The sequence below is a fragment of the Rufibacter roseolus genome (assembly GCF_017916365.1).
In the GTDB taxonomy this organism is placed as follows: Bacteria; Bacteroidota; Bacteroidia; order Cytophagales; family Hymenobacteraceae; genus Nibribacter; species Nibribacter roseolus.
Window position 1 is genome coordinate 627,482 of the sequence record NZ_JAFMSU010000002.1, and the last position, 24,617, is coordinate 652,098.

General features: G+C 49.9%; 21 protein-coding genes. 10 read left to right on the forward strand and 11 right to left on the reverse strand.

Annotated features, from left to right (window positions below; genetic code table 11):
• Positions 1-33 precede the first annotated feature (33 nt).
• A complete protein-coding gene (locus tag J3P35_RS11610) occupies positions 34-684 on the reverse strand; it encodes an OmpH family outer membrane protein (RefSeq protein ID WP_317195374.1) in 651 nt (216 codons plus the stop codon).
• A 130-nt stretch (positions 685-814) separates the two neighbouring features.
• A complete protein-coding gene (locus J3P35_RS11615) occupies positions 815-3,256 on the reverse strand; it encodes an outer membrane beta-barrel family protein (RefSeq protein ID WP_210464761.1) in 2,442 nt (813 codons plus the stop codon).
• 735 nt (positions 3,257-3,991) lie between these two features.
• On the opposite strand from J3P35_RS11615, the gene J3P35_RS11620 reads away from it, so the two are divergent.
• Complete coding sequence (locus J3P35_RS11620) at positions 3,992-5,041, forward strand: bile acid:sodium symporter family protein (protein WP_262897557.1); 1,050 nt, start codon at positions 3,992-3,994, stop codon at positions 5,039-5,041.
• Between the two features lie 377 nt (positions 5,042-5,418).
• On the opposite strand, the gene mtaB is transcribed toward J3P35_RS11620, so the two are convergent.
• Together mtaB and J3P35_RS22200 are read right to left on the reverse strand one after the other, a co-directional pair.
• On the reverse strand, positions 5,419-6,738 hold the full coding sequence (gene mtaB, locus J3P35_RS11625) for a tRNA (N(6)-L-threonylcarbamoyladenosine(37)-C(2))-methylthiotransferase MtaB (protein WP_210464762.1): 1,320 nt from the start codon (positions 6,736-6,738) through the stop codon (positions 5,419-5,421).
• A 313-nt stretch (positions 6,739-7,051) separates the two neighbouring features.
• Positions 7,052-8,899, reverse strand: a complete 1,848-nt coding sequence (locus tag J3P35_RS22200; RefSeq protein ID WP_210464763.1) for an LTA synthase family protein — start codon at positions 8,897-8,899, stop codon at positions 7,052-7,054.
• A gap of 244 nt (positions 8,900-9,143) precedes the next feature.
• Between J3P35_RS22200 and J3P35_RS11635 the strand changes: the two genes are divergently transcribed.
• Complete coding sequence (locus tag J3P35_RS11635; protein ID WP_210464764.1) at positions 9,144-11,336, forward strand: glutamine synthetase III family protein; 2,193 nt, start codon at positions 9,144-9,146, stop codon at positions 11,334-11,336.
• Positions 11,337-11,458: 122 nt separating this feature from the next.
• Here the strand turns inward: J3P35_RS11635 and J3P35_RS11640 are convergent, their stop codons facing one another.
• Positions 11,459-11,950, reverse strand: coding sequence for a hypothetical protein (locus J3P35_RS11640; RefSeq protein ID WP_210464765.1), 492 nt, complete (start codon positions 11,948-11,950; stop codon positions 11,459-11,461).
• Positions 11,951-12,074: 124 nt separating this feature from the next.
• On the opposite strand from J3P35_RS11640, the gene J3P35_RS11645 reads away from it, so the two are divergent.
• Complete coding sequence (locus tag J3P35_RS11645) at positions 12,075-12,449, forward strand: hypothetical protein (RefSeq protein WP_210464766.1); 375 nt, start codon at positions 12,075-12,077, stop codon at positions 12,447-12,449.
• An 86-nt stretch (positions 12,450-12,535) separates the two neighbouring features.
• On the opposite strand, the gene J3P35_RS11650 is transcribed toward J3P35_RS11645, so the two are convergent.
• On the reverse strand, positions 12,536-13,018 hold the full coding sequence (locus tag J3P35_RS11650; RefSeq protein ID WP_210464767.1) for a hypothetical protein: 483 nt from the start codon (positions 13,016-13,018) through the stop codon (positions 12,536-12,538).
• A 384-nt stretch (positions 13,019-13,402) separates the two neighbouring features.
• On the opposite strand from J3P35_RS11650, the gene ispG reads away from it, so the two are divergent.
• From ispG to J3P35_RS11670, 4 genes are all read left to right on the forward strand, one after another.
• A complete protein-coding gene (gene ispG, locus J3P35_RS11655; RefSeq protein WP_210464768.1) occupies positions 13,403-15,394 on the forward strand; it encodes a (E)-4-hydroxy-3-methylbut-2-enyl-diphosphate synthase in 1,992 nt (663 codons plus the stop codon).
• 87 nt (positions 15,395-15,481) lie between these two features.
• On the forward strand, positions 15,482-15,655 hold the full coding sequence (locus J3P35_RS11660; RefSeq protein WP_210464769.1) for a DUF6728 family protein: 174 nt from the start codon (positions 15,482-15,484) through the stop codon (positions 15,653-15,655).
• 301 nt (positions 15,656-15,956) lie between these two features.
• Entirely contained in the window at positions 15,957-16,202 is a 246-nt protein-coding gene (locus tag J3P35_RS11665) for a hypothetical protein (protein WP_210464770.1), read from the forward strand.
• An 80-nt stretch (positions 16,203-16,282) separates the two neighbouring features.
• On the forward strand, positions 16,283-16,636 hold the full coding sequence (locus tag J3P35_RS11670; protein ID WP_210464771.1) for an MmcQ/YjbR family DNA-binding protein: 354 nt from the start codon (positions 16,283-16,285) through the stop codon (positions 16,634-16,636).
• A gap of 16 nt (positions 16,637-16,652) precedes the next feature.
• On the opposite strand, the gene J3P35_RS11675 is transcribed toward J3P35_RS11670, so the two are convergent.
• The gene (locus tag J3P35_RS11675) at positions 16,653-16,928 is read right to left on the reverse strand and encodes a hypothetical protein (protein ID WP_210464772.1); all 276 of its coding nucleotides are present in this window, start codon (positions 16,926-16,928) and stop codon (positions 16,653-16,655) included.
• Between the two features lie 87 nt (positions 16,929-17,015).
• Between J3P35_RS11675 and J3P35_RS11680 the strand changes: the two genes are divergently transcribed.
• Positions 17,016-17,468: an energy transducer TonB gene (locus tag J3P35_RS11680; RefSeq protein WP_210464773.1), complete on the forward strand. Its 453-nt coding sequence runs from the start codon at positions 17,016-17,018 to the stop codon at positions 17,466-17,468.
• Positions 17,469-17,553: 85 nt separating this feature from the next.
• Here the strand turns inward: J3P35_RS11680 and leuS are convergent, their stop codons facing one another.
• Complete coding sequence (leuS, locus tag J3P35_RS11685) at positions 17,554-20,325, reverse strand: leucine--tRNA ligase (RefSeq protein ID WP_210464774.1); 2,772 nt, start codon at positions 20,323-20,325, stop codon at positions 17,554-17,556.
• Positions 20,326-20,935: 610 nt separating this feature from the next.
• Here leuS and J3P35_RS11690 point away from each other — a divergent pair.
• Entirely contained in the window at positions 20,936-21,463 is a 528-nt protein-coding gene (locus J3P35_RS11690; RefSeq protein WP_210464775.1) for a PKD domain-containing protein, read from the forward strand.
• Between the two features lie 182 nt (positions 21,464-21,645).
• Here the strand turns inward: J3P35_RS11690 and J3P35_RS11695 are convergent, their stop codons facing one another.
• Positions 21,646-22,317, reverse strand: coding sequence for a spheroidene monooxygenase (locus J3P35_RS11695; protein WP_317195375.1), 672 nt, complete (start codon positions 22,315-22,317; stop codon positions 21,646-21,648).
• A gap of 172 nt (positions 22,318-22,489) precedes the next feature.
• Positions 22,490-22,993, reverse strand: coding sequence for a pyridoxamine 5'-phosphate oxidase family protein (locus tag J3P35_RS11700; protein WP_210464777.1), 504 nt, complete (start codon positions 22,991-22,993; stop codon positions 22,490-22,492).
• Between the two features lie 120 nt (positions 22,994-23,113).
• Here J3P35_RS11700 and J3P35_RS11705 point away from each other — a divergent pair, with 120 nt between their 5' ends.
• Entirely contained in the window at positions 23,114-23,707 is a 594-nt protein-coding gene (locus J3P35_RS11705) for an acyl carrier protein phosphodiesterase (protein ID WP_210464778.1), read from the forward strand.
• Between the two features lie 337 nt (positions 23,708-24,044).
• Here J3P35_RS11705 and J3P35_RS11710 read toward each other — a convergent pair whose 3' ends face one another.
• Positions 24,045-24,557 carry an FKBP-type peptidyl-prolyl cis-trans isomerase gene (locus J3P35_RS11710; protein WP_210464779.1) on the reverse strand — a complete coding sequence of 171 codons (513 nt, stop codon included), beginning with the start codon at positions 24,555-24,557 and terminating at the stop codon, positions 24,045-24,047.
• Between the last annotated feature and the right edge of the window lie 60 nt (positions 24,558-24,617).

The following is a 24,617-nucleotide window of genomic DNA, read 5'->3' on the forward strand; positions in this document are numbered from 1 at the left end:
GCCAGGCTTTTCTATCTCAACCCTTTTATAAGATTATTTCTTTGTTCCGGGTTTGTTCGCTTTGTACTCCTCGTTGAGGCCCTTAACGGTCTCGTCCGTGATGTCAAGGGAAGCATCTCCGTACAGGATGGCGCTGTTGCCGCGGGTATAGGTCAGGACCATTTTGTAGCCTTTCTCCTTGCTGATTTTCTTGAGGTGCGCCTCTACTTTCTCGTAGATCTTCTTCATCTCATCGTTCTCGTCCTTGGCCAGTTGGTTTCCGGAGGTCTGCTGCTGGGCGGCTAGTTGTTGCTCTTTCTGGGCCAGGCGCTGCTCAGTGGCGGCCCGTTGTTCCTGGGTCATGCCAGCACCGGTCTGGCGGTACTGCTCCACTTCCTTCTGGAAACTAGAGGCTTTGCCTCTAAGGTCAGATTCCATTCTTTTACCTTTGGCTTCCAGGCGGGCTTTCACGTCTTTGAAGTACTGGTATCTGTTCAGAAGGGTATCTGAGTTCACAAACACAATCTCGGCAGTGGGTGAAGCTACGGCTGGGGCATCCTCATCTTCTTCGGCAGCGGTTGTGGCGGCGGCTGGAGTGGTCTCCGTAGTAGCGGCAGTGGTAGGTTTGGATGCCTTGTCGTTGTTGCAGGCGGCAAAGGAAGCTGAAATGACAGCCAGTAAAATAAGCTTTTTAGATACGCTCACAGTCTATAATTAATTGATGTAAAATGGGTTGAACATGGGCCACGATTTGGTTTTCGCGGCCCATGTTCATGGGTTAAGGCCTCAATTTAAGAAAATTAATTGTAAGCCGGAGAAAGTGCAGGTCAAGAGATTAATTTACACCGGCCCGGTTCACCTCATCCAGGCTGCCGTTGCGGCGTTTCATTTCAAATTTCTCGCCTTTGTTGAAGCGGTACCGCAGGTTCAAACGCACGCTCTGGCCAAACTGGTACATGTTGATATGGTTGATGTTGCCGTTTACCTCAGAGGTTCCTTTCATTCGCTGGGTCCGGAAGATATCGGTAACGGCCAGGTTCACTTCCAGTTGGTCTTTCAGGAAAGAGCGTTTCACCGCTACATCTACCCAGCCGGCAGGGTCTGTTTTGTACACGTTGAACACCCCTTTGCCGCGGTAAGAACCGTTCACCTCCATTTTAAAGTTGTTGGGCAACATGATGTTGTGGCTGGTTTGGGCCATGACCATGGTCTGGGCGTTACGAATGATTTTCTTGTCTACTTCGGTGTTAAAGATCTGGTAAGCGATGGTCACGTTGTTGTTCATGTTCCATTTTGAGGTGATGGTCACCGGCGCTACCAGGGTGGCGTTCCAGGCTTCGCTTTCTACGTTGCGCTGCTGGAAAACCATGGTGTTAGTCTCTGGGTAGAAGGCGGGCACCTCAGAAATATCGTCTTTGGTGTGGGCGTACCCAAAGATCAGGTTGTAGTTCTGTCTGAAGGTCTGGGTCACCTGGAAAGAGTTGGTGTACTCAGGTTTCAGGTAAGGGTTGCCCTGGGCGTAGGTGTTGGCGTCAATGTAGAACCGGAAGGGGTTCAGGTTGCTGTAGCGCGGACGGTAGATGCGGCGGCTGTAGTTATACCCAATGGTGTAGTTATCTGAGATTTTCTGCTGCACAAACACGCTGGGGAAAAGATCCAGGTAAGAGCGGGGTGTCACTTTCTGCTCTGGGATGGAGTTGCCTTCAGAGTCGGTGTACTCGGCACGCAGACCGGCCTGAAGGGTTACTTTTGGGGTAAGGGTGGCGCTGAAGTTGGAATAGGCGGCATAGATGTTCTCGTCATAGATGAAGTGGTCGCCTTTACGTTTGGCATCGGGGATGCGCTGCGAGCCTTCCAGGGTGTAGAAGTCTATCTGGTTGTCAGACTCCACGTAGCTGGCCTTGGCGCCCAGTTCCAGCTTGCCTTTGATAGACGGGAAAGGTCTCACATAGTCCATTTTGGCCGAGTAGATCTGGTAAGAGGTAGGGTTGAGGGTCTCAAAGTACTCAGATTCAATGGCGCCGGTTGCAGCGTGGGTCTTATAGTTCAGGAAATCGCTAGGGCTGTTGTCTTTGATGCGGGCCACATCAAAATCTGCCGATAAGGTGGTGCCCAGGGTATCTAGTTTGCCTACGTAGTGGGCGTTGAGAGAAGCGCTGTTAAATTTGCCTCTGTTGTGGGTGGTGGTCTGGTTGTAAATGGGGCCGTCCTCGGTGGGGTCTAGGAGGGTAGAGTTGGTGTTCACGCCGGAGTTGGTGCGGGAACTGGACAAGCTCACGGTAGCGCCCACGCTGTGGTTTTTGTTCAGGTCATAGTCGGTGGTGAGGCGGGCCGAGGGGGCGAAGGTGGTGCCTTCTTCTTTGCCGGATTGGTTCAGGTAAGAATTCTCGCCTTCCTGCTCAAAGGTGCGGTTCATGCTGAAGGTTCTTTTGCGGGGACGCTGGGCCAGGTCCAGGGTGGCAGAGGAGCTCCATTTACCTTGTTTCAGGTTAAGGTTCACGCCGCCGTTGGCTGTGGTTTTGGTGTTGTACTGATAACCGCCGTACACACTGCCGTTCAGGCCATTCAGGTTGTTTTTCTTCAGGTTGATGTTGATGATCCCGGCGGTACCCTCGGCATCGAACTTAGAGCTTGGGTTGGCGATGATCTCCAGGTTCTTCAGGTTGTCGGCGGGCATGCCCTGTAACATGGTTTGCAGCTGTTTGCCGTCCAGGTAAGTCAGTTTACCGTCTATCATCACCTTCACCCCTTGTTTGCCGTTCAGCTGGATGTTGCCGTCCTGGTCCACCCACACGCCCGGCGATTTGGCCAGCACCTCATAAGCCGTATTGCCGGCGGCCATGGCGGTTCCTTCCACACTCACTACCATTTTATCGGCCTGCACGTCAACGGCGGGGCGCAGGTTGTTCACGGTCACTTCCTTCAGCACCTTACTATCCTGTTTCAGGGCTATTTTTCCGAAATCATGCGAAAAACCGGCACCCTTCACTTCCACAACTGGCAGGTCCTGGTTGGCGAAGCCCATCGCGCTGATGCGCACCAGGTATTTCCCTGGGGCCGGGGTTTTCATTTTAAAGGTCCCGTCCAGTTCAATAGCTGCGCCGGAAAAGAGGGAGGCATCGGCGGCTTTGAGCAGGGCCACGGTTCCGTAAGGAAGCGGTTGGCCTTTTTCATCCACCACCAAACCGGTGATAGCGCCAGGGGTTTGGGCCAGGGCGGCCTGGGTCAGGAAGGCCAGAGCGGCCAATAAGAGGAGGAAGTGATAGAACTTTTTCATAACGGTATGTGGTATGGATTTGGAGAGGTGGATACTTTATAGTACTGGGTAATGCAAGGTACATGCAGAAAAAAAAAGCCTCAGGGGCTACAGCTGGAAAGGTCCAGGGGCGGTGAATGCCTTTTTGTGGCGTGATGCTCCATGACCTGACAGCAGGAACACATAGGCGAAAACCAAGGCTGTGAAGGAGCCTAGGAAGAACAATACCTGAAAGAGAAGCTGAAAGACGGTTAAAGTTTCCATGGCTATTGAATGATTTAGTTGGATTTTTCTCTAAGGACGAAACAAAGATATAATAAGGTACTATGTAAAGCAAGGTACTGTTACGTTTTTTTTGAAAATAATTTTATCTCCTGCCAAATTGTGCCTTTCTAGCGTTTACAGGGCGATTTCGTTAAATCAGGTCTAAAACTGTTCTCTGTGAAAAGAGCGTTTAGCTTCCTTTTTCCTCGCCAAAGCCGTGGTTGCGCCATTACTTAGCGCCCATACAAGAAGCGGTGAGATGCTTTACCCGAAAGATGCACAGCCTTACCAAAGGGTTGCCTGAGCAAGCCAGAATTTCTTTTGACCAGACTAAAAAATCCCAGACCCAAAAAGAAGCCCAATCCTGTCTCTATTTATTAGATCAAAAACTTTACCCTGGTAATTCGTACTCCTATTTTTGGGCTGAATCATAAAAAAGAGACTTGAATCAGGTTTTGAAAGCAAACCTGATTCTGGGCTGGAGGAATAGCTTTGAATACTAAAAACAACGGAGTAGCCCTGGTTCCGGTGCGGGAGCGGGGAAGTAAATTTTTGAAACGCCTAGGACTGGACAACTTTCTGCTGGCGCTTCTGGCCATGATTCTGCTGGCCTACCTTTGGCCCCACATAGGCGAGGAAAATGGGCCTTTGCCCCTTGAAGAGATCACCACCTACGGCGTTTCTCTTATTTTCTTTTTCTATGGTATGCGTCTGAGCCCCGCCAAACTAAAAGCCGGCCTCAGCGACTGGCGCTTGCACCTGGTGGTGCAATTGAGTACGTTTTTGCTGTTTCCCTTGCTGGTGTTACTGGCGAATCTGGTGGTGGGCGCAGGAGAAAACCAATTGCTTTGGCTGGGGGTGTTCTACGTGGCGGCCCTGCCGTCTACGGTTTCTTCCTCGGTGGTGATGGTCTCTATTGCGGGAGGCAACATTCCGGGGGCTATCTTCAACGCCAGCATCTCAAGTTTGATTGGGGTGTTCATGACACCGCTCTTAATGGGCCTTTTCATGAGCACCAGCTCAGCGGCCGAGATGGACTTGGGTAGCATTATCCTCAAGCTCATGTTGCAGGTGCTCTTGCCTGTGACGCTGGGTGTGCTGCTGAACAAACGTTTCGGGGAGTTTGCCGAGCGGCAGAAGGCCCGGCTACGCCTGTTTGACCAAACCATAATCCTGCTCATCGTGTACTCCTCTTTCTGTGATTCCTTCGCGCGGGAAATGTTCAAAGGCTTCAGCGCTTTGGAACTGCTTTTGTTGGGAGGGGCTATGGTGGCGCTCTTTTTCCTGGTTTTCGGGCTAATTCACCTTTTGGGCAATCTGCTGGGATTCTCGCGTGAGAACCGGATCACGGCCATTTTCTGCGGCTCCAAGAAATCATTGGTGCATGGCACAGTCATGTCAAAAGTCATCTTCCCTGATGCCAATATTGTGGGCATTATTCTTCTGCCGCTCATGTTGTACCACGCTTTGCAATTGATTGCCGCCAGTATCCTGGCCCAGCGCATGGCCCGGCAGGGGACTAGCCTTGAAGTGTCGGCTTAAGCCTTTACCTTTACTGCTTACCTTATTTTTTCTAAACCCATAGACAGAAATGCCCTACCTGGTTCATCCAGCAAGGCATTTCTGTTTATAATAAATACAGCCTGTTTAGTGTGCCAGTATCCCTTGTTGTGCGGAGAGTTAGCGACAGCGCTCTCCGCACCATTGGACCGCCAATCTCCTGACTTGCATGTTCTTTTCCAAAGTAAAAGCGTTTTTCCCAAGCCATTGCCGTTCGCCCACAAGATGCTTTCAGGCTGACAAAAGAGAGAGAAGGCGATCTTACATTCTTATAAAACTAAAAGGTCCAGCTATGTCATGCATAACTGGACCTTTTGCTTTTCTTGGGCCTTTATAAAACTGATTATCTAATCTTCTTCTTAATGCGCCAGCATCTCATGATAGGTTTCTTCAGCCTCCATTAATCCAGCGGAAGTAATATTCGTCAAGCGGACGTGTTTCTGTTCGTTCACCAGTACCGGATCGTATTTGGCCACTACGCGGACGTAGTTCTCGGTGAAGCCTTCCATATAGCCATCGGTAATATCAGCCTCAAACAATACGCGGCCTTCGTACCCGATCTGGCTTTCGTAGAAGGCGCGTTTCTTCTTCTCAGACAGGATGCGCAGCATATCGGCGCGGCGGTTACGCTCTTTCTGCGGAACAACCCCAGGCAGGTCCAAGGCCAGGGTGTTGGCGCGCTCAGAGTACGGGAACACGTGCAGGTAGCTGATGTCCAATCCGTTCAGGAAGCTGTAGGTCTCCAGGAAATCCTCCTCGGTCTCGCCGGGGAAGCCCACAATAACGTCCACCCCGATGCATGCGTGCGGCATGGCAGTCTTGATCCATTCAACCCGCTGGGCGTACAGTTCCCGCAGGTAACGGCGGCGCATGAGCTTCAAAATCTTGTTACTACCCGACTGCAATGGCACATGGAAGTGCGGCATAAAGCGTTGAGAACCCGCTACGAACCTGATGATCTCTTCACTCAAAAGATTAGGTTCAATAGACGAAATCCGGAAGCGGCTCACGTTCTCCACCTGGTCCAGTTCCTGCACCAATTGGAAGAAATTCTCCACGCGCACGCCTTCCTGCAACCCGAAATCGCCGGTGTTCACCCCGGTAAGCACAATTTCCTTCACGCCGGAGTCGCCTATGGTGCGGGCCTCGGCTACTACTTTCTCAATGGTGTTGCTGCGGCTTTTGCCGCGGGCCTGCGGAATGGTGCAGAAGGTGCAGGAGTAATCGCAGCCGTCCTGTACTTTCAGGAACGTGCGGGTGCGGTCCCCGAAGGAATAGGCGTTCACGAAGGTATTAGCTTCAGATACCGGGCTGGCATGCACCTGCGGGGCGTCTTTCTTATCAAACGTCTCCAGAATGTCTACCAACTGAAACTTCTCGGCAGCGCCCAAAACGGCATCCACACCAGGGATCTCGGAGATTTCCTTGGGCTTCAATTGGGCGTAGCAGCCCACAATGGTAATGAAGGCGTTAGGCGAGTGCTTAAGGGCTTCCTTCACCACTTTCCGGCATTTCTTGTCGGCATTGTCCGTGACGGAGCACGTGTTGATGACGTAAATATCTGGGGTGTCTGTAAACTCCACCTTCTCAAACCCACGCTCCTGAAAAATCCTGGAGAGGGTAGAAGTCTCAGAGAAATTGAGCTTACAGCCTAATGTATAGAATGCTACCTTTTTCATAATCAAGGCACAAAGGTACGGAGAAACCGGAAATAGTTAATAGTGTTTAGTTTTTAGTGATTAGTGTTTGATTTCTAGAGTTTTGAGGTTGTTTTAAGAAATAAAGCTTAAAACGGGATTTCGGTTTATGATCTGGTGGGTAACTCCCAAAGCATTATGGATACGTTTAACAAAGGAAAAGGGCACCCACAAGAGGTGCCCCTACATTGATCGCTTAACCAAGAGCTAAATTCCGGAAAATGTTTTAGGGCTGATTTTTTATAACAGACCCGAAACAACTAAAGACTAATCACTAACAACTAATCACTAGGGACTACTTCTTAAGGAAATCCCCGAAACTGGTTTGCATGTAGGCTTTGCCTTGTTGTACCTGTTTGTCGGTAACTCCGGGGGAGCGGAGGATAGGTTTTTGCGAAACGTTGTCAAAGGTGACGGCGCCCTGCGGCGAGACCATCCCGAAGCCATCGTTGAAGACGTAGAAGGCGAAGGGGGTAGCCTTGGCATCCAAGAGGTTCTTGCTCCAGGCAAACTGGTGGGTGGGTTGCCCCATTTGTTGCAGAATGGTAGGCACCAGATCTGTTTGGGAACCTATGTTAGTGACTACGGAGTCTTTTACGGCCAGGGCGCCCCCGGTCATCAGGAGCGGAACCCGGAACTTGCTGGGTGCATCGTTCTGGTCGCGGCCGGGGAAATGGTGCCCGTGGTCGGCTACCAGCACAACCAGCGTATTCTGCCACCAGGGCATCTTCTTCGCGGCAGAGATGAATCGGCCTAAAGCATAATCTGTGTAGTAGAAGGCGTTCTTGAATCTGGTTTCCTCATCTGTGCCCGGGAATTTCGCCGGAATAGGAATGTCATACGGCTCATGGCTGCTGAGGGTATATACCGTAGTGAAGAACGGCTGTTTGGGGTTCTGGTGCTCGGCCAGTACGCGGTCAAACAGGATGTGGTCATGCACGCCCCACTTGGAGTTGTAATCCTCGCTAGGGAAATCTGACTTCTCCAGCAGTTTGTCATACTGCCCGTTGATGAGGTAAGACTTGATATTGGCAAAGGCCAGTTCCCCGCCGTAATAATAGCTGGTGGCGTACCCCAGTCTTTTCAGTTCCGAGGCCAATTGGGGCAGGCGCTCCGTTTTCTTCGGGGTTTTGATGATGGAGGTGGTGGTCTGCACGGGATAGCCGCTCAGCAGCGCCACCATGCCTTTTTCACTTCGGTCCCCGGCGGCGTAGATGTTCTGGAACAGGATGCCTTCTTTGGCCAGTGCATTGAAGTTAGGCGTCACCTCGGCCGGGCCACCCAGCGCGCCAATGAACTTGGCGGTGTAGCTTTCTAGGATGATAAATAGCACGTTAGGCCTTTTCACCCGAAGCAAAGAAGGAACAGAATCGCTCTTGGGCTGGTACAACTCCTGCACCATGGCCTGCGCCTGTTTCTCGTCCAGGAACTGGTAGGGGTTCTTGGTGTTGTGGTTCTTTTTAAGCAAGGAATGCATCACGTTCCAGGGCACGTTCACGCCGGCGTGGTTCGCGAAAAGCTTGGAAGAGAAGTAAACATCGCTTTGGTTCAGGGGAATCTGTTGCCAACCGCCCCGAATGGGCAGCACCAGCAAAGCCAGCAGGAAAAGACTGAGCAGTAGTTCACCGGATAGTTGTTTTACGCCTCTTTTTGGAGAAACAGACCAATTCTGGCTGATGAACCTAAAGCCCACTATGCCTATAAACAGCAGCAAGAGATAAAGGAGCGCCAGAAGCCAGACCGGGGCCGAGGCCGTGGAAGCCAGCATCTCGGCGGGCGTGTTGAGGTATTGCAGGGGAGTGGAGTCCAGCCTAAATCCCCAGGCAGAGTACAGTTCCAGGTCAATGGTTACCATCAGTACCAGGATGGGCAACAGCACATAGGTGAAAACAGAGACAATTTTCAGGAAGACCCTTTTTCTGAAGGCCACTTCGTTTAAAAAGAGCAGAAACGGGATCACGCTCAGGTAAGCGGCAAAGGAAAGGTCCATCCGGAGACCGTACCAGAACACTTTCCCAATCTCAGTAGAGGTTAAGGCATCGGTTTTGGTAGAATGGTAGAGGAGGAAAACGGCCCGGCATATCTCAAAGAAGAGGGTCCAGAAGATAAAATACCCGAAGGCTTTGAATAGTATTCTTTTCACAGGTCAAATATACCGCATAAAGGGCATCCTCAAAAAAGAGACACTTTGTAGAAGACTATGTGTTTTGAGGGGGTATGTAGGAAAATCCAATGCTTGTTTGGAAAATTGGGTATCAAAATAGAGGGGTATTCTCTTGAAAGTAGTTAGTAAATTTAAAAAAGTGGTTCAAAAAATTAGGGGTAATGCTTGAAAGTAAGATTTTCTGCCCTACATTTGATCCATCTTTTAAAAACAAACAAATTTCATGGCCATTCTTCGTTTTAAGGCGCTTGAGTTGGTAAACCAACGCACGCCAGTAGAGGTGAAGCTACCTTCTGACAAAATCTCTGATTATTATGGAAGTAACGTATTTGGTTTAGAGGCCATGCGCGCTACTTTGGCTGGAGATTATTTCAAACGCCTGCAGTTTGCCATTAAGACCGGCAGCAAAGTAGACCGTAACCTAGCCGATGCCGTGGCGGGAGCCATGAAGACCTGGGCTCTTAGCCGCGGAGCTACCCACTACACCCACTGGTTTCAGCCGTTGACCGGTGAGACCGCCGAGAAACACGACTCTTTCTTTGACCTGAGCTCAGACGGACGCGCCATTGAGGTTTTCAAAGGCAGCGCCCTGGTACAACAGGAGCCAGATGCCTCTTCTTTCCCAAGCGGCGGTATCCGTAACACCTTTGAGGCCCGCGGTTATACCGCCTGGGACCCAACCTCTCCGGCCTTCATCATTGAAAACGCCGGGGCCAAAACCCTTTGTATCCCTACCATCTTCGTTTCCTATACCGGTGAGGCCCTTGACTATAAAGCGCCTTTGCTCAAAAGCCTTGGCCTGGTGGAGAAAGCCGCCGTTGACGTTTGCCAGTACTTTGACAAAGACGTTACCAAGGTAACCGCCACTTTGGGTATTGAGCAGGAATACTTCCTGGTGGACCGTGCTTTGTACGAAGCCCGTCCAGACCTGGTAATGACCGGCAGAACCGTATTCGGGCATGAGCCGGCCAAAGGCCAGCAGCTGGAGGACCACTACTTCGGGGCTATCCCATCAAGAGTGCACGCCTTCATGATTGACTTCGAGGCCGAGTCGCATAAGCTGGGGATTCCTCTGCGTACCCGTCACAACGAGGTGGCTCCAAACCAGTTTGAGTGCGCTCCTACCTTTGAAGAGGCTAACTTGGCAGTTGACCATAACCAATTGTTAATGGACCTGTTAGACCGCGTTGCCGAGAAGCACCACTTTAAGGTATTGCTGCACGAGAAGCCTTACAAAGGTGTGAACGGAAGCGGCAAGCACAACAACTGGGCCCTAAGTACCGACACCGGCGTGAACCTGTTCGCCCCGGGTCGTCGCCCGAAGGAGAACCTGCAGTTCCTTACTTTCTTCATCACCACCGTGAAAGCGGTACACCGCTACGCCGATTTGCTACGCGCTTCTATCGCGTCTGCCAGCAACGACCACCGTCTGGGTGCCAACGAAGCGCCGCCGGCTATCATGTCCGTGTTCATCGGGAAGAAACTGACCGAGGTGCTGGATGAACTGGAGCGTACCGCTAAATTGCCATTAGACAAAGGCGATAACGTGTACCTGAAACTGGGCATCGACAAGATCCCTGAAATTCTGTTGGACAACACCGACCGTAACCGTACCTCGCCTTTCGCCTTTACTGGTAACAAGTTTGAGTTCCGCGCAGTAGGTTCCTCGGCCAACAGCTCCAACGCCATGACCACCCTCAACGCCATTGTTGCTGATCAATTGATCGACTTCAAAAACAGCGTGGATGCTTTGATGGCCCAGGGCAAGAAAAAAGAAGTAGCTATCATTGATGTGCTACGTGAGTACGTGATCTCTTCCAAAGCCGTGCGTTTTGAAGGAAATGGTTACTCAAAAGAGTGGGAAGAAGAAGCAGAGCGCCGTGGGTTGAGCAACATCCGCAAGACGCCGCAGGCTTTGGACAAACTGGTTGATGAGACCGCTATGGAGATCTTTACCAAGCACAACATCTTCAGCCCCCGTGAGTTACACGCCCGTCATGACATTCTGCTTGAAGACTATATCAAGCGCGTACAGATTGAGGCCCGCGTGATGGGTGACCTGGCCATGAACCACATCATCCCTACCGCCATCGCTTACCAGACTACTCTGGTGGAGAACATCAAAGGTCTCCGTGACATCGGGTTGGAGGACAATGAGTACACACAGACCACGCTGGACACCATCAAAACCATCTCCGGTCACCTGACTACCATCAAGACGAACGTAGATGCCATGATTGAGAAGCGCAAGGTGGCCAACAAGATTGAAGACACCCGTGAGCGGGCCATCATGTACACAGATGAAGTACTTTCTTTCTTTGACACCATCCGTTACAGCGTTGACAAGCTTGAGCTGATCGTTGCCGATGAGCAATGGCCATTGGTGAAATACCGCGAGATGATGTTCCGTCATTAATAGGACCTTTCTCCATAAACAAAAAGCCCCTGCCGGTGCGCAGGGGCTTTTTGTTTATACGCTGTTTAAGGCTCTGTTTTCTGGAATCAGCCTTGAAACGGAATTTTGGTCAGGTACTTTTATTAAATAAACAGCGGCTGGTCATTAGAGGGGTTGGTGCGGTTAGGGGAGAAGCTTTGCCCCAGTTCCTTGATCCTTGATTTAATTTGGCTGATGGTAGGCATCTGCTCGCGCCATTCCTGTTCCCGCCACCAGGCCTGCATTTTGGGATTCTGCCTGGCCAGGTCAAAGATGCGCTTCAGCACGAAGGGCAGGATGAGGGTGGCAATATTGGTGGCCATCGCGCTTTTGATGCCCAGGTGCAACATGAGCCTTACCAGCAGCATGTCCTTCAGTTTATCAAACAGCAGTTTAGGGCCTTTCTCCTGCACATGGCCTTTCAGAACCTCCAGCACTTGCTGGGCATTGCCGCTTTCCATCTCTTTCTGCAGCCATTGCTCCACGGTTTCGCGGGTGACCTGAATGGCCTGCGGAATCTGGGTGGCCTTTAAACCGGCTTTGTGCAACAATTGCGCCGCAAAGGCATGACTTCTCTGTAGAAACGGAACGGGCATAGATGGTTTTATAAAGTTTTCTTGGGGCTACGGCCATAAAGGCAAATGGTTTTGATGCAGGACTTAACTCAGGGCCGGATAACACGTATCCGGTCTACGAGTGTGCCATCAAAAAACACCTACTATGGACTTTGATATCCCTGAATTCAAGAAACGGTTAGACCACGAGCGCTTGAAAGGAACCCAGCCCGAAACCATCATCCAGCATGAGATCCGACAGGCCGAAGAGGTCAAAGAGGGCCTCTCGGAGGAAAATGACCACGCCAGCGAGTTCGTCTCTGAGGCCATTAACCGCATTGACACCTATATTTTCCAGCTCCATGAACTGGCCCAAGAGTTCAACCCTGAAGAATTCGATCTAGACCAGCAAACATATCTGCAGGATGACCGCGTTCACGACCGGATCGCTAACCGGATAGACCGCCTGAAAGAACAGGGAGAGGCCAATGCTTCCACGGAGGACCCATTGTTAAGGCAGGGAGAAGCGGAGCAGGAATAAACAGAAGTTGGTTTACAGGTGAAGAAAGCACCGAACCTTTTTATAGTCTTTTTTTCCTGAAACGGCTTTAAAACAGACGCTAGTCTTTAAGCGAACGCGCCGTTTTCAGAAGACTGGTTACCGGAAAAGGATTTCCCCACAGTTCTTATTTTTGACCTGATATCTTCCTTGCTGGGAAGGTGTTTGCGCAGGTCCAGGTTGTCCCACCAATTCTTGAACATGGGATTTTTCTGGAGCAGCTCTACCATGGCCTTCAGAATGAAGGGCAAAATCACCGATGCGGTCTTGGAGGCGGCATCATAGGCCATGCCCATGCGCATAATGTACTTGGCCACTACCACATCCTTCAGTTCATCAAACAAAAGCTGGGAGTCTTTTTCCAGGCATTCACCTTTTACCATCTGGAACACCAACGGCAGATTGCCCTGCTCCATTTCCTGGTAAAGCCAGTTCTCGGCGGTCTCGCGGGTGGTCTGAATGGTGTTGGGGATATTGATGTTGTCCATGCCTGCTTTCCGGAGCAAGGCAGTTACCTGGCGTTGGCTTTGGGATAAAAACAGTAGAGACATAGTTGCAGTTAGTTTAGCATAATATTGTACGCCTTATTTAACATAGGTGTTTTCTGTTCACTGCAATTAGATGCCGACCACCTGACGCATTGTGGCCAAATAAACTAGGCAACCCACGTAAAGAAAGCATCTTTAAATATGTTAGTGCTTTATTATTAAGCAGTTAATGTAGGTGAAAATCCTGTAATGTGCCTGTGTCTGGGTTCTGACTTACCTAAAAAGAAATTGATCATCTATTCAGTTTTGTGAAGGAGAAAACTGTCTAGAATATATGCCTGCAGACCCATAGCTGCTCAGGTCAAAAAAACGTCGTACTTTTACAAATGCTACGCTGAACAATCTGGTTTAGCCGTTGGTTAAAGAAATATGGAAACATCATTTCCCATGAATACAGAATCCCTTTCCCTGGGCGGAATCTATTGTCCTAGCCTTACTGATTATACCCGCCGCTTGAGCCGCGAAGTGCGTATTGGCGACTTGGCAATGGGGGGCGAGAACCCAATCAGGGTACAGTCCATGACCACCGTAGACACCATGGATACGCTGGGTTCAGTGGAGCAGGTGATCAGGATGGTGGAGGCCGGCTGTGAGTACGTGCGTATTACCGCACCCAGCGTGAAAGAGGCCGAGAACCTGGGCAACATCAAGCAAGAACTTCGGGCCCGCGGCTATACCGTTCCGCTCATCGCAGATATTCATTTCACTCCCAATGCCGCCGAGCTGGCCGCCCGTCTGGTAGAGAAAGTGCGCGTGAACCCCGGGAACTACGCCGATAAAAAGAAATTCCAGACCATTGAATATACTGATGCCACTTACCAGGCTGAGCTGGACCGTATCAGGGAGCGCTTCACGCCTTTGGTGAACATCTGCAAGGAGTACGGTACGGCCATGCGCATAGGCACCAATCACGGTTCTTTGTCTGATCGCATCCTGAGCCGCTACGGTGATACCCCACTGGGCATGGTGGAAAGCGCGCTGGAGTTCCTGCGCATTTGCGAAGACCTCAACTACTATGACGTAGTGCTTTCCATGAAGGCGAGCAATACCCAGGTGATGGTGCAGGCCTACCGTTTGCTCGTGCAGAAACTGGAAGAAGAGAAACTGCAGCCTTACCCGCTGCACCTGGGCGTGACCGAGGCCGGCGAAGGCGAAGACGGTCGCGTGAAATCTGCGGTGGGAATCGGTACTTTGCTGGAAGACGGCTTAGGTGATACCGTACGGGTTTCCCTCACGGAAGCCCCTGAGCTGGAAGCGCCAGTGGCTAAAATGCTCATTGACCGCTATACCACCCGGGCCGGGCACACGCCCATCAAACCCATCTGCAACCTGCCGTACAACCCGTTCCAGTATCACCGCCGCGAAACCCGCGAGGTCCTGAACCTGGGCGGCCACAACGTGCCCCGCGTGGTAGCCGACCTGAGCCGACTGGAAGAAATCACTTACGAGGATCTTCGGCCGGTGGGCCACATCTACTCGGCTGCGCTGGACAAATTCCATATGTCTGACCAAGGCGCGGATTACGTGTACACCGGCAGTTCACCCATTACGTTCATGCTACCCAACGGCTTAAAGGAGATAGTGGACTACACCGTTTGGCTGGAAGCCGAGCAGCGCGAGGAGCGTTATCCTTTGTTTACAGCCGTACAGTTTGAAACCGCCAGTAGCTGGCATCCGCAATTGAACTTCGTACAGGTGACGCTGGGCCAGTTAACGAACGATTTCATAGAAACACTGCATAATCGGCCGGATGTGATTCTCATCCTGGAGACACAGAACGAGCACGCCATGCCCGAGCAGCGCAAGGCTTTAATCCGCCTCATGAACCAGGGACAGCCGGTACCGGTCATTATCAAGCGCTCCTATGAAGACCTCACCGATGAACAGGTGCAGCTCTACGCCGCCACTGATGTGGGTGGCCTTTTGATTGATGGGTTCGGGGACGGAGTGCTGCTCAGCACCCAGGACCTGAGCCACCGCAGCAAAGAAGATTGGCTCTTCACCCTGGAAAGTCTGAACAAACTCTCCTTCGGCATTCTGCAGGCGGCCCGCACGCGCATGAGCAAGACGGAGTACATCAGCTGCCCTAGCTGCGGCCGTACTCTGTTCGATCTGCAGGAAACCACCGCCATGATACGTAAGCGCACCGATCACCTCAAGGGCGTGAAAATCGGGATCATGGGCTGTATTGTGAACGGCCCCGGCGAGATGGCCGATGCCGACTACGGTTACGTGGGTGTGGGCAAAGGCAAAATTGCGTTGTACCGTGGCCAGCAGGTGATCAAGAAATCGGTGCCGGAGGAACGCGCCGTAGACGAGCTCATTGAACTCATCAGGGAAGACGGAAACTGGAATGAGCCGGTAGGGGTAGAGGCCTAAATATATTTGCCCACAGGTAAATCATTCCTGGCCTGAGATTGTTCTAATTATATACAGAAGCACACTTAACTGCAGATATAAACCTATATGAAAGGCCTATTTGATTTCACCGAAGTGGCAACCTACTTCTTCCGCAAGAAGGACCCAAACCGCAAAACCAATTTCAACCTGCGCACCATGCACACCATCAACAAGGTGTCAATGATCATGTTCCTATGCGGGTTGATCTACCTGGTGTTCAAACTGATGACCCGTTCCTGATTTCCCCGCGATAAAGATATATTCCCATTTAGGAGGCGATTTTAGAAAGTAGCCCCTAAATGGGAATTTTCATTTTAGGAAAGCGCTAAACCTTGAATTCCATCTGGGATATGCACATGTTGCCTGGCATCAAGAAAGATATTCCGGCGCTGCTGGCCAGCGTGAGGCTCAACGAAGAAAACCAGTAGGCCGACTTCAATCTTTCTTTGGTAAAGTGGCGACCTACGGAATAGGAGGGCTGATTGCTGGTGAGGTGTTATACAAAGTTGGTATCCTGGCCTTCGTGGCCAAGTTCTATTAAGTGATTCTGCTGACCGGCGTTAAGTTCTGGAAGCTGATTGCCCTGGCCCTTGTAGCTTTGTTCAGCGGCTTAAAAAGGTTCTTCAGTTGTAAAAAAGAATCTGAATCTCACGTTGCTTTTGCTAAAGAAGGTGCAGAATTAGCCTTGGAAGCATCACAAATCTTTGAACACATCATCGCCAATGAGCAGGAGCCAGTGACCGCGCAAGCAGAAGAGGCAGCTTATGAAATGGAAACCAAAGCGTAATCTTTTATAGAAGTTACAATAAATAGAAGAGCCGCTTTCCCACTTTGGGAAGGCGGCTCTTTTTATTACCTTCAGGCCCTATGAACATAGAGGAATTAAGAGAGTATTGCCTAAGCAAACCGCACGTAGAGGAAACCCTTCCCTTTGACCAGGACACGCTGGTCTTCAAAGTGGCCGGTAAAATGTTTGCCCTTTGCAGCCTGTCTGACTACGCCGCTGGCGTTGCCCTGAAATGTGACCCGGAGAGGGCGGTTGAATTAAGAGAACAGTACCCCGCCATAAAGGAAGGTTACCACATGAGCAAGAAACACTGGAACACCGTCCTCCCTGAGGCTTTCCTGCCTATGGGTTTAATGACCGAACTCATTGACCACTCTTATGATCTGGTGGTGGCCGGAATGACGAAGAAGGTGAGAGCGGAGTTAGGGCTGTAAAGGAAACCGGAACAAATCAGCTTACCCTGAAGACTCTTCTTCGGTTTCTTCCAGCCACCCCAAAAAGGATCAACCCAAGGCCAAGGGTAGCGACTCCGGCAGTAGAGCCAGGCTCATAGTTAAAGTGCCATTCTACCCGCCATTTGGCTTTATTCTCAAAGCCTGCATAAACTACTTTGCTGACTTCTTCGCCCGAGGTGATATGAAAATACCTGTTCTGGTTGAAGAAGTAGCCGGTTGCTACGGCCGCTAACAAGGCTAAGCCCAGGAGAATATCATAGCGTTTGTTCATGGACGTAAAATTTAATGTTGTATAGGTATGAAATTTTATGGAATGCAAGGAAGGATAGCATCCTTTTTTTGAACTGCATTTTACAAAATGATACTAAAAACTACTGCTACACTCTTAATTATCCTATCTGTTTTTCTTTCCTCCGGGAGTACCTTGGGGCAAAAAAGGCAAACGGAGCAGTCAACCATCCAGAAGGCAAAAGGGGAAGTAACAGATACACTGTTCTGTATTTTTCCAATTGAACAACTGCCTGAATACAAACATGGCGGGTTGCCTTCCATGTTAAAGTTTATGCAAAGTAATTTAAGATATAAGGAGTGTGTGGAGGGGATGGTAGTAGTGCAGTTTGTAATTGATACCACTGGTCAGGTAATAGAGCCATTTCTATTGAAAAGCCTTACAAAGGAAACCGATGCGGAGGCGATGCGGGTAGTTCAATTACTGGAGTTTACTCCTGGTATGCAAAACGGAAAGAAAATGCCCATCAGGTATGTTTTACCCATTCGGTTTGGGGTGGTCAAGGGAAACCAGAAGAAGTAAGACGGTGTATGTGAACAGAAAAGGCCAGCTACTGTAGCTGGCCTTTTCTGTTTTAAAGGTAATTTTAGGAAATAAGGCAATAACCCTATATCACCACGTTCACGATTTTACCCGGAACCACGATCACCTTTTTCACCGGTTTGCCTTCCAGAAGTTTCTGCACCTGTTCAGAGGCTAGTACTTCTTTCTCCACTTCTTCCTTAGAGGTTTTAAGGTCGAAGGTGATTTTGGTTTTCACTTTTCCGTTCACCGAGATAGGGTAGTCAAAGGTGCTTTCGGTGAGGAATTCCTCTTTCCATTCTGGGTAAGCGGCGTAGGTGATGCTTTCATTGTGGCCTAATCTGCTCCAAAGTTCCTCGGCAATGTGCGGCGCGAAAGGTGCCAGTACCACGGTCAAGGGCTCCAGGATAGCGCGCTTCTTCGTTTTAAGGGCGGTAAGCTCGTTCACGCAGATCATGAACTGGCTCACGCTGGTCCCGAAGGAGAAACGCTCAATGTCTTCCTCCACCTTTTTGATGGTCTTGTGCAACGACTTCAGCTCAGCTGGAGTGGGTGCCTCCTCGGTCAGTGCCCAGTTGCCTTGCTCATCAAAGAACAGTTTCCAGAAACGCCGCAGGAACTTGTACACCCCGTCCATGCCGTTGGTGTTCCAGGGCTTGAACTGCTCCAAAGGTCCCAGGAACATCTCGTACATGCGCAGGGTATCGGCGCCGTATTCCTCCACCAGCACATCGGGGTTCACTACGTTATGCTTGGATTTGGACATCTTCTCAATCTCCACGCCCACCACGTATTTGCCATCCTCCAGAATGAACTCCGCATCTGCGAAATCAGGTCTCCAGGCTTTGAATCTTTCCAGGTCCAGCACATCGTTCTCCACGATGTTCACGTCTACGTGCAGGGCAGTGATTTCATGCTGGTCTTTCAGGCCAAATGAAACAAACGTATTGGAATCCTTGATGCGGTACACGAAGTTAGACCGACCCTGAATCATCCCCTGGTTGATGAGCTTCTTGAACGGCTCCTCCTGGTTTACTAGCCCCAGGTCAAAAAGGAACTTGTTCCAGAAGCGGGAGTAGAGGAGGTGACCGGTGGCGTGCTCCGATCCTCCGATGTACAGGTCCACGTTCTGCCAGTAGTCAATAGCTTCTTTGCTGGCGAATTCCAGGTCGTTCTGAGGGTCCATATAGCGGTACCAGTACCAGCTGGAGCCGGCCCAACCGGGCATGGTGCTTAGTTCGTACTCAAACTCCCCGCGGTATTTCCAATCGTGGGCGCGGCCCAAAGGCGGTTCTCCGGTCTCGGTGGGCAGGTACGCGTCTACCTCAGGCAACACCAAAGGCAGTTCACTTTCCTCCAGCAGGTCAGGAATTCCGTCTTTGTAATAAACGGGCACCGGCTCGCCCCAATAACGCTGACGACCGAACACGGCATCGCGCATGCGGTAGTTCACGCGGGCTTTTCCTACGCCTAATTCTTCGGCGCGCTGGATGCCGGCCTTGATGGCGTCTTTCACGTCCAGGCCGTTCAGGAAACCGGAGTTGATGATCTTGCCTTCTTTGGCCGCGTGGGCTTCTTTGGAAAGATCACCGCCTTCCACTACTTCTGGTATAGGCAGGTTGAATTTCTTCGCGAAGGCGTAGTCGCGGGTATCGTGGCCGGGAACGGCCATTACGGCACCAGTTCCGTAGCCCGCCAACACGTAATCAGCGATCCATACCGGGATTTTCTCCCCTGAGATCGGGTTAATGGCATAAGAACCTGTGAAAGTTCCGGTCACGTGCTTCACATCAGACATGCGGTCGCGCTCTGAGCGGTTCTTGGCCCAGGTCACGTATTCCTCTACTTCGGTGCGTTGCTCCGGTGTGGTGATTTCCTCTACATATTCGTGCTCAGGGGCCAGGACCACAAAGCTCGCCCCGAAGATGGTGTCAATGCGGGTGGTGAACACGGTGATGTGTTTGTGCTCGTGGCCGTCCAGTTGGAAATGCAATTCAGCCCCCACGGATTTCCCGATCCAGTTGCGTTGCATCTCTTTTACAGGCTCAGGCCAATCAATGGTGTCCAGGCCTTGGAGCAGGCGCTCCGCATAAGCTGTGATGCGCATCATCCATTGCTTCATCAACTTCCGCTCCACCGGATAGCCCCCCCGCTCCGATACGCCGTCTTTCACCTCATCGTTCGCCAGAACGGTTCCTAGTTGCGGGCACCAGTTCACCACGGCTTCGGAGAGGAAAGTCAGGCGGTATTTTAGTAGAAAGTCTTGTTGTTCTTTCTCAGATAAGCGGGCCCAGGCATCAGCAGTCACGTGCGGGGTGTCCTCATCGCAGGCGGCGTTCACGTGGGTGTTGCCGCGTATTTTGAACTCGGCTACCAGCGTGTCAATTGGCTCGGCTTTGTCGGTATCGTAATTGTACCAACTGTTAAAAAGCTGCATGAAGATCCATTGGGTCCACTTATAGTAATCTGGATCTGAGGTACGCACCTCGCGGTCCCAGTCAAAGGAGAAGCCAAGGTTGTTCAGCTGCTCAATGTAACGCTCAATGTTCTGTTTGGTGGTCACGGCCGGGTGCTGTCCGGTCTGGATGGCGTACTGCTCGGCCGGCAAGCCAAACGAATCGAAACCCATGGGATGCAGCACATTGAAGCCTTTGAGGCGCTTGTACCGGCTCACGATGTCAGAGGCGATGTAGCCCAGCGGGTGCCCTACGTGCAGACCTGCCCCGGACGGGTACGGGAACATATCCAACGAGTAGAACTTGGGTTTACTTAGGTTGATATCGGTCTTGAACGTTTTGTTCTCACTCCAGAAGCGCTGCCACTTCTGCTCAATATTCCGGTAATCGTACTCTGACATCAGTTTTTATGGTTGTTTGCTGTGGGAGCAGGGTTTAGGTACACTGTTTTCTTTGCCGCAAGGGCTATCTGCAAAAGTAAGGAATTTCTTTTTAGCCTGTTCTATGCGATTAGGGGCCGTTTTAGTGAAAAATGCTCAAAAGTATTTGGCTACAGTTGAGAGAAAGTAGAACTACTGAAGGAAAATTTGAAATAAAATAGTAAAATTGAAAAAAGGATAACTGGTGACTTTAGTCATTGATATTGGTTAAAGAATAAACTGAGAGGGAGCAAAAAGGTAGGAGTTACTTTAGTGAAATTTAGAGACTAATAAAAAGTTCTAAGTTGGCTTGGTTAATTGTGGTTAAACCTCTAGTTTTAAGAAGCCATTCTAATTTAAATTAGGAAATATTTGAGCCGTAACATAAAACCTCTTTTATAAGAGGCTTAATACTATATAAAAAAACATTTTAAAAGATATTGATTTATAATAACGTTCAATTTATGAATATTAAAAACAGTCCCTGTTTATTTATTTTTATAATTTCTTACTTTTTACTTTTTGTAAAGACAAATACGAAGATATAAAACAATATAACGCCACTTTTATAGTTCAGAAAGAATCAAATTATTTGCACAGTGATGTTGAATTTGTCGCAACTGATACAGTAAAAGGTATAAATTACAATTGGAATTTTGGAGATGGTACATCATCTGATGTCGGTTATAAGGTAATTCATAAGTATACAAAGGCAGGGAACTATACTGTTTCCCTAAAAGTAGGAAATAAGAGTAGCTCTAAAGAAGTGCAAATATTTCCAGGTACGTTAAGTTACCAAATAAAAAACGGCAGCCGGAGCGAAGTGAATCTCGAAACTTATATTGATAATCCAGAAAATTTTGGTTCAGTGAGCCTTAACCTTGCCCTTGGAACTACCTCTGATCAAATCTTTTCAAAGTCTAATTTTATTGGTGGTCTCAACGGAGGAGCCTTAGCAGGTATTATTCTGACTTTTAATAATATAAAATATATTAATAGACCCACTATTTGGCTGAAATTATTCCAAAACCACGTGATAGATTTGAATGATGATTCAGAGTTCCTGAAAATGTCTAGCAATGATGTTGGGCCGGATAGAATAAAATTGGGAGAATTGTAAAAAAGTTTAGTTGGCTATCGTCCATATTAACTTCCAAGAGTATTAACCAATTGCTAAAACTCCAAAGTATTTGTTTAAACAAGATGTTTGTCTCTCTGAATTCATCATCAAGTTACATTTGATTTAAAAATACCTGGTTAGAATATTTATTTGATTAGCCGTTTTTAATAACCCAATTTAACCTACAGCAACCTTGCCAACGGATCAACACCGTTCCAGGTGCCTTGACTGGAAAGAGGCGTAAAACGCGCGAACAGTTCCTCTGAGTACCAGCCGCGGGCGCGCGTGTTTTTAATGACCTCTCGGTGAGCAGCCATCCGGTAAGCATACTCTTTCATGCAGGCTTCATCGCGCCAGAGGCTGAAGGTGGCTTGCCGTAGAAAGGGAGCCTCGCCTAAACCGATGGAGGCCAACAAACCTTGGGCATGATCTAAACTGGCACTAGCTTGGGGTACGTGCCGCCAGAAATCAATGGCTTTGGTAAGCCGGATAGAGGCGCGGGTTAATACGGCAATAGGGGCATTGGCAGGGGCCGGTATGGTTTGGGTGGTAAACGGATTTTGGCCGCTCCAAAGGCCGTGCGCCTGCAGCGGTTGTAAGGTGAGGTTGTACTGTTCAAAGGTGTGCTGCCGGTATTCCTCTAATAGGGGATGGCCCATGTAAAAGTCCTCAGCCGCAGCAGGGCTCTCCCAAGTGGCCATTAGGCCGTACCGGAACCAATTAGGTTTCAGGCTGAAGCCCCGACCTTGTCCGCTGCCTAGCAGCTTAAAGAAATTCAACCCCTTCACTTTCTGCAATGTGGGTACCGAGGTGCCCATCTGGGCCAGTCCCCAGCGCCAGTGACCGGGCTTCACGCCGAATAATGAAAGGGTAGTATGTGCAGGAGCAGAAGGTGAGGAAAGTGCCAAGTCGGAAATAAAGATGATGGTTTATGCCTGTTTTCTTAAAAGTAGCCCAAAAGCGGATGCGGCACAAGCCTTAGCGGGGGCATGAAAAAAGGGAGCCGAAACTCCCTTTCCTTAATAACTATAGATTGATCTTTTTGTTTTCGCCGGGCCGGGCAGGCTCACCCGTGATGGCGGCTTTTACCATTCCATACAGATGGACCACCGCGCTGCTCGGTGAATCCCAGAACTCGGCCTGATCAATGGTCACTTTCAGCAATCCTATGTTCGGGTCATCCTTCCCCTCGGGGAACCAGGCTTTCATGGCAGGGTTCCAAAGCTCGTCTATTTTCTGCTGATCACGGAGTACTTGTGCCCGTCCGGATACCGACACGTATAGCTGGTCACCTGGTTTGGAGTAACTCAGATTTACGTGGCTGTCATTTCTGATCTCGTGGGTTTTAGCCGAGTGGTGGCTGTTGAAGAACCAGATCACCCCGTCTTCGGCTACCTGCATGTGGCGCATGGGCCGTGACCGGATGGTGCCATCGGGCTCCACCGTGCTCAGCATGGCCGTGTCAATGTCTTTGATCTTGTCTATAAGGGCCTTTAAATCGCCCTGGTTTTGGTTTTGTTGATTTTCCATAGTTTAGATGAGGTCGTTAAACGCTTTACAGGAATACGGGTGGTCCCCGGGTAGGGTTCTTTTTGGGGCCAATCGTAGTTTCATAACCAGAATACGTACCTTTGGTTTAAACCCGATGCTTTGAATTACCTGGCCCACTTATTTCTTTCTGGTAACGATGAGGACCTGCGCCTGGGTAACTTCATTGCCGATGGTGTGCGCGGTGCCCAGATCCTGCTCTACCCGGCGCGCGTGCAGGAGGGCATTAGGCTCCACCGTCTCATTGACTCTTTCACCGATTCTCACCCCGTAGTCACCCATACAAAGGAACGCCTGCGGCCCAAATTCCGGAAGTATGCCGGCGTGGTCGCCGATGTCTTCTATGACCATTTCCTGGCCTCTGACTTCCACCTCTACAGCCAGGTTTCCTTACAGCACTTTGCCGCCGAGGCTTACGCCCAGATCCAGGCTAAACCAGACCTGCTGCCCGAGCGGGTACAACATTTCCTGCCGTACATGGTCACCCACAACTGGCTTGTGTCTTACGCCCAGATCTCCGGCATATCTAAAGCCCTGCGCGGCCTAAGTAGCCGGGCCACCTTTGAGTCGGGCATGGAAAAAGCCGGCGAAGAACTGGAACTCAATTACCCTTTCTACCGCCAGGATTTTGAACAGTTCTTCCCTGATTTGCAGGCGTATGTTGCCCAACAAATTGAATTAAGAATTAAGAATTAAGAATTAGATTTTCTTTGACACGGTAGTTACGTCAGTCCCTTCCTGACTTAACTAAGTGGTATTGGGGAATTTAGATCCTAAAAGGTTTATCAGCTATAGTTAGTATGAGGCTTATGCCTCATGGAAGTTGCAAACTTACTGCAATTTAGGTCCAAGTTATAAACTTGAACCAGGGTCGTCTGAGAGGATTAATTTATAGGGTAGTGTAAAGGAAATAATTAGATTATTAGCCCTTTTGCCAAAAATGTCCTAAAAACAAAGGCCGTCCCACGAGAGACGGCCTTTGTTTGGTATCAGAAAAAGAAGAAGTCAATTCTTAATTCCTAATTCTTAATTATTAATGATGGTGTCCGCCTTCGCCGTGCACGTGGCCGTGGGCGATTTCTTCCTTGGTGGCTTCGCGTACGCTGATCACTTTGCCTTCAAAGTGCATGTCCATGCCGGCCAGGGGGTGGTTGAAGTCCATGAGTACGTGCTCTGGCTCTACGCTTACAATGCGGCCCTGCATGTGGTTTCCTTCGTTGTCAGACATGGGAATGTAGTTGCCCACCTGCACCATCTCCTCGTCAATTTTGCCGTCTATCTCAAACACATTCTTAGGTACCGGTACAATGGCAGACTCGTCTAGGTCACCATATCCTTCATCAGAGGCCACGGTGAATTTGAACGTATCGCCCGCAGATTTGCCTTCCAGTTCCTGCTCAAATTTCTCGGGCAGGCCGCTCACACCAAACAAAAAGACCATTGGATTTTCTTCGTCGGCGGTTTCCACCAGGGTGTCTTCGCCTTCTTCGTCGGTAACACGTAGCTCGTAGGTGAGCGACACCACTTTGTTCTCTTCTATTTTCATTTGGTGAACCGTTTATGGTTGATAGATGTAAAGGTAGAAATTCAGCGGAAAGTATCACGC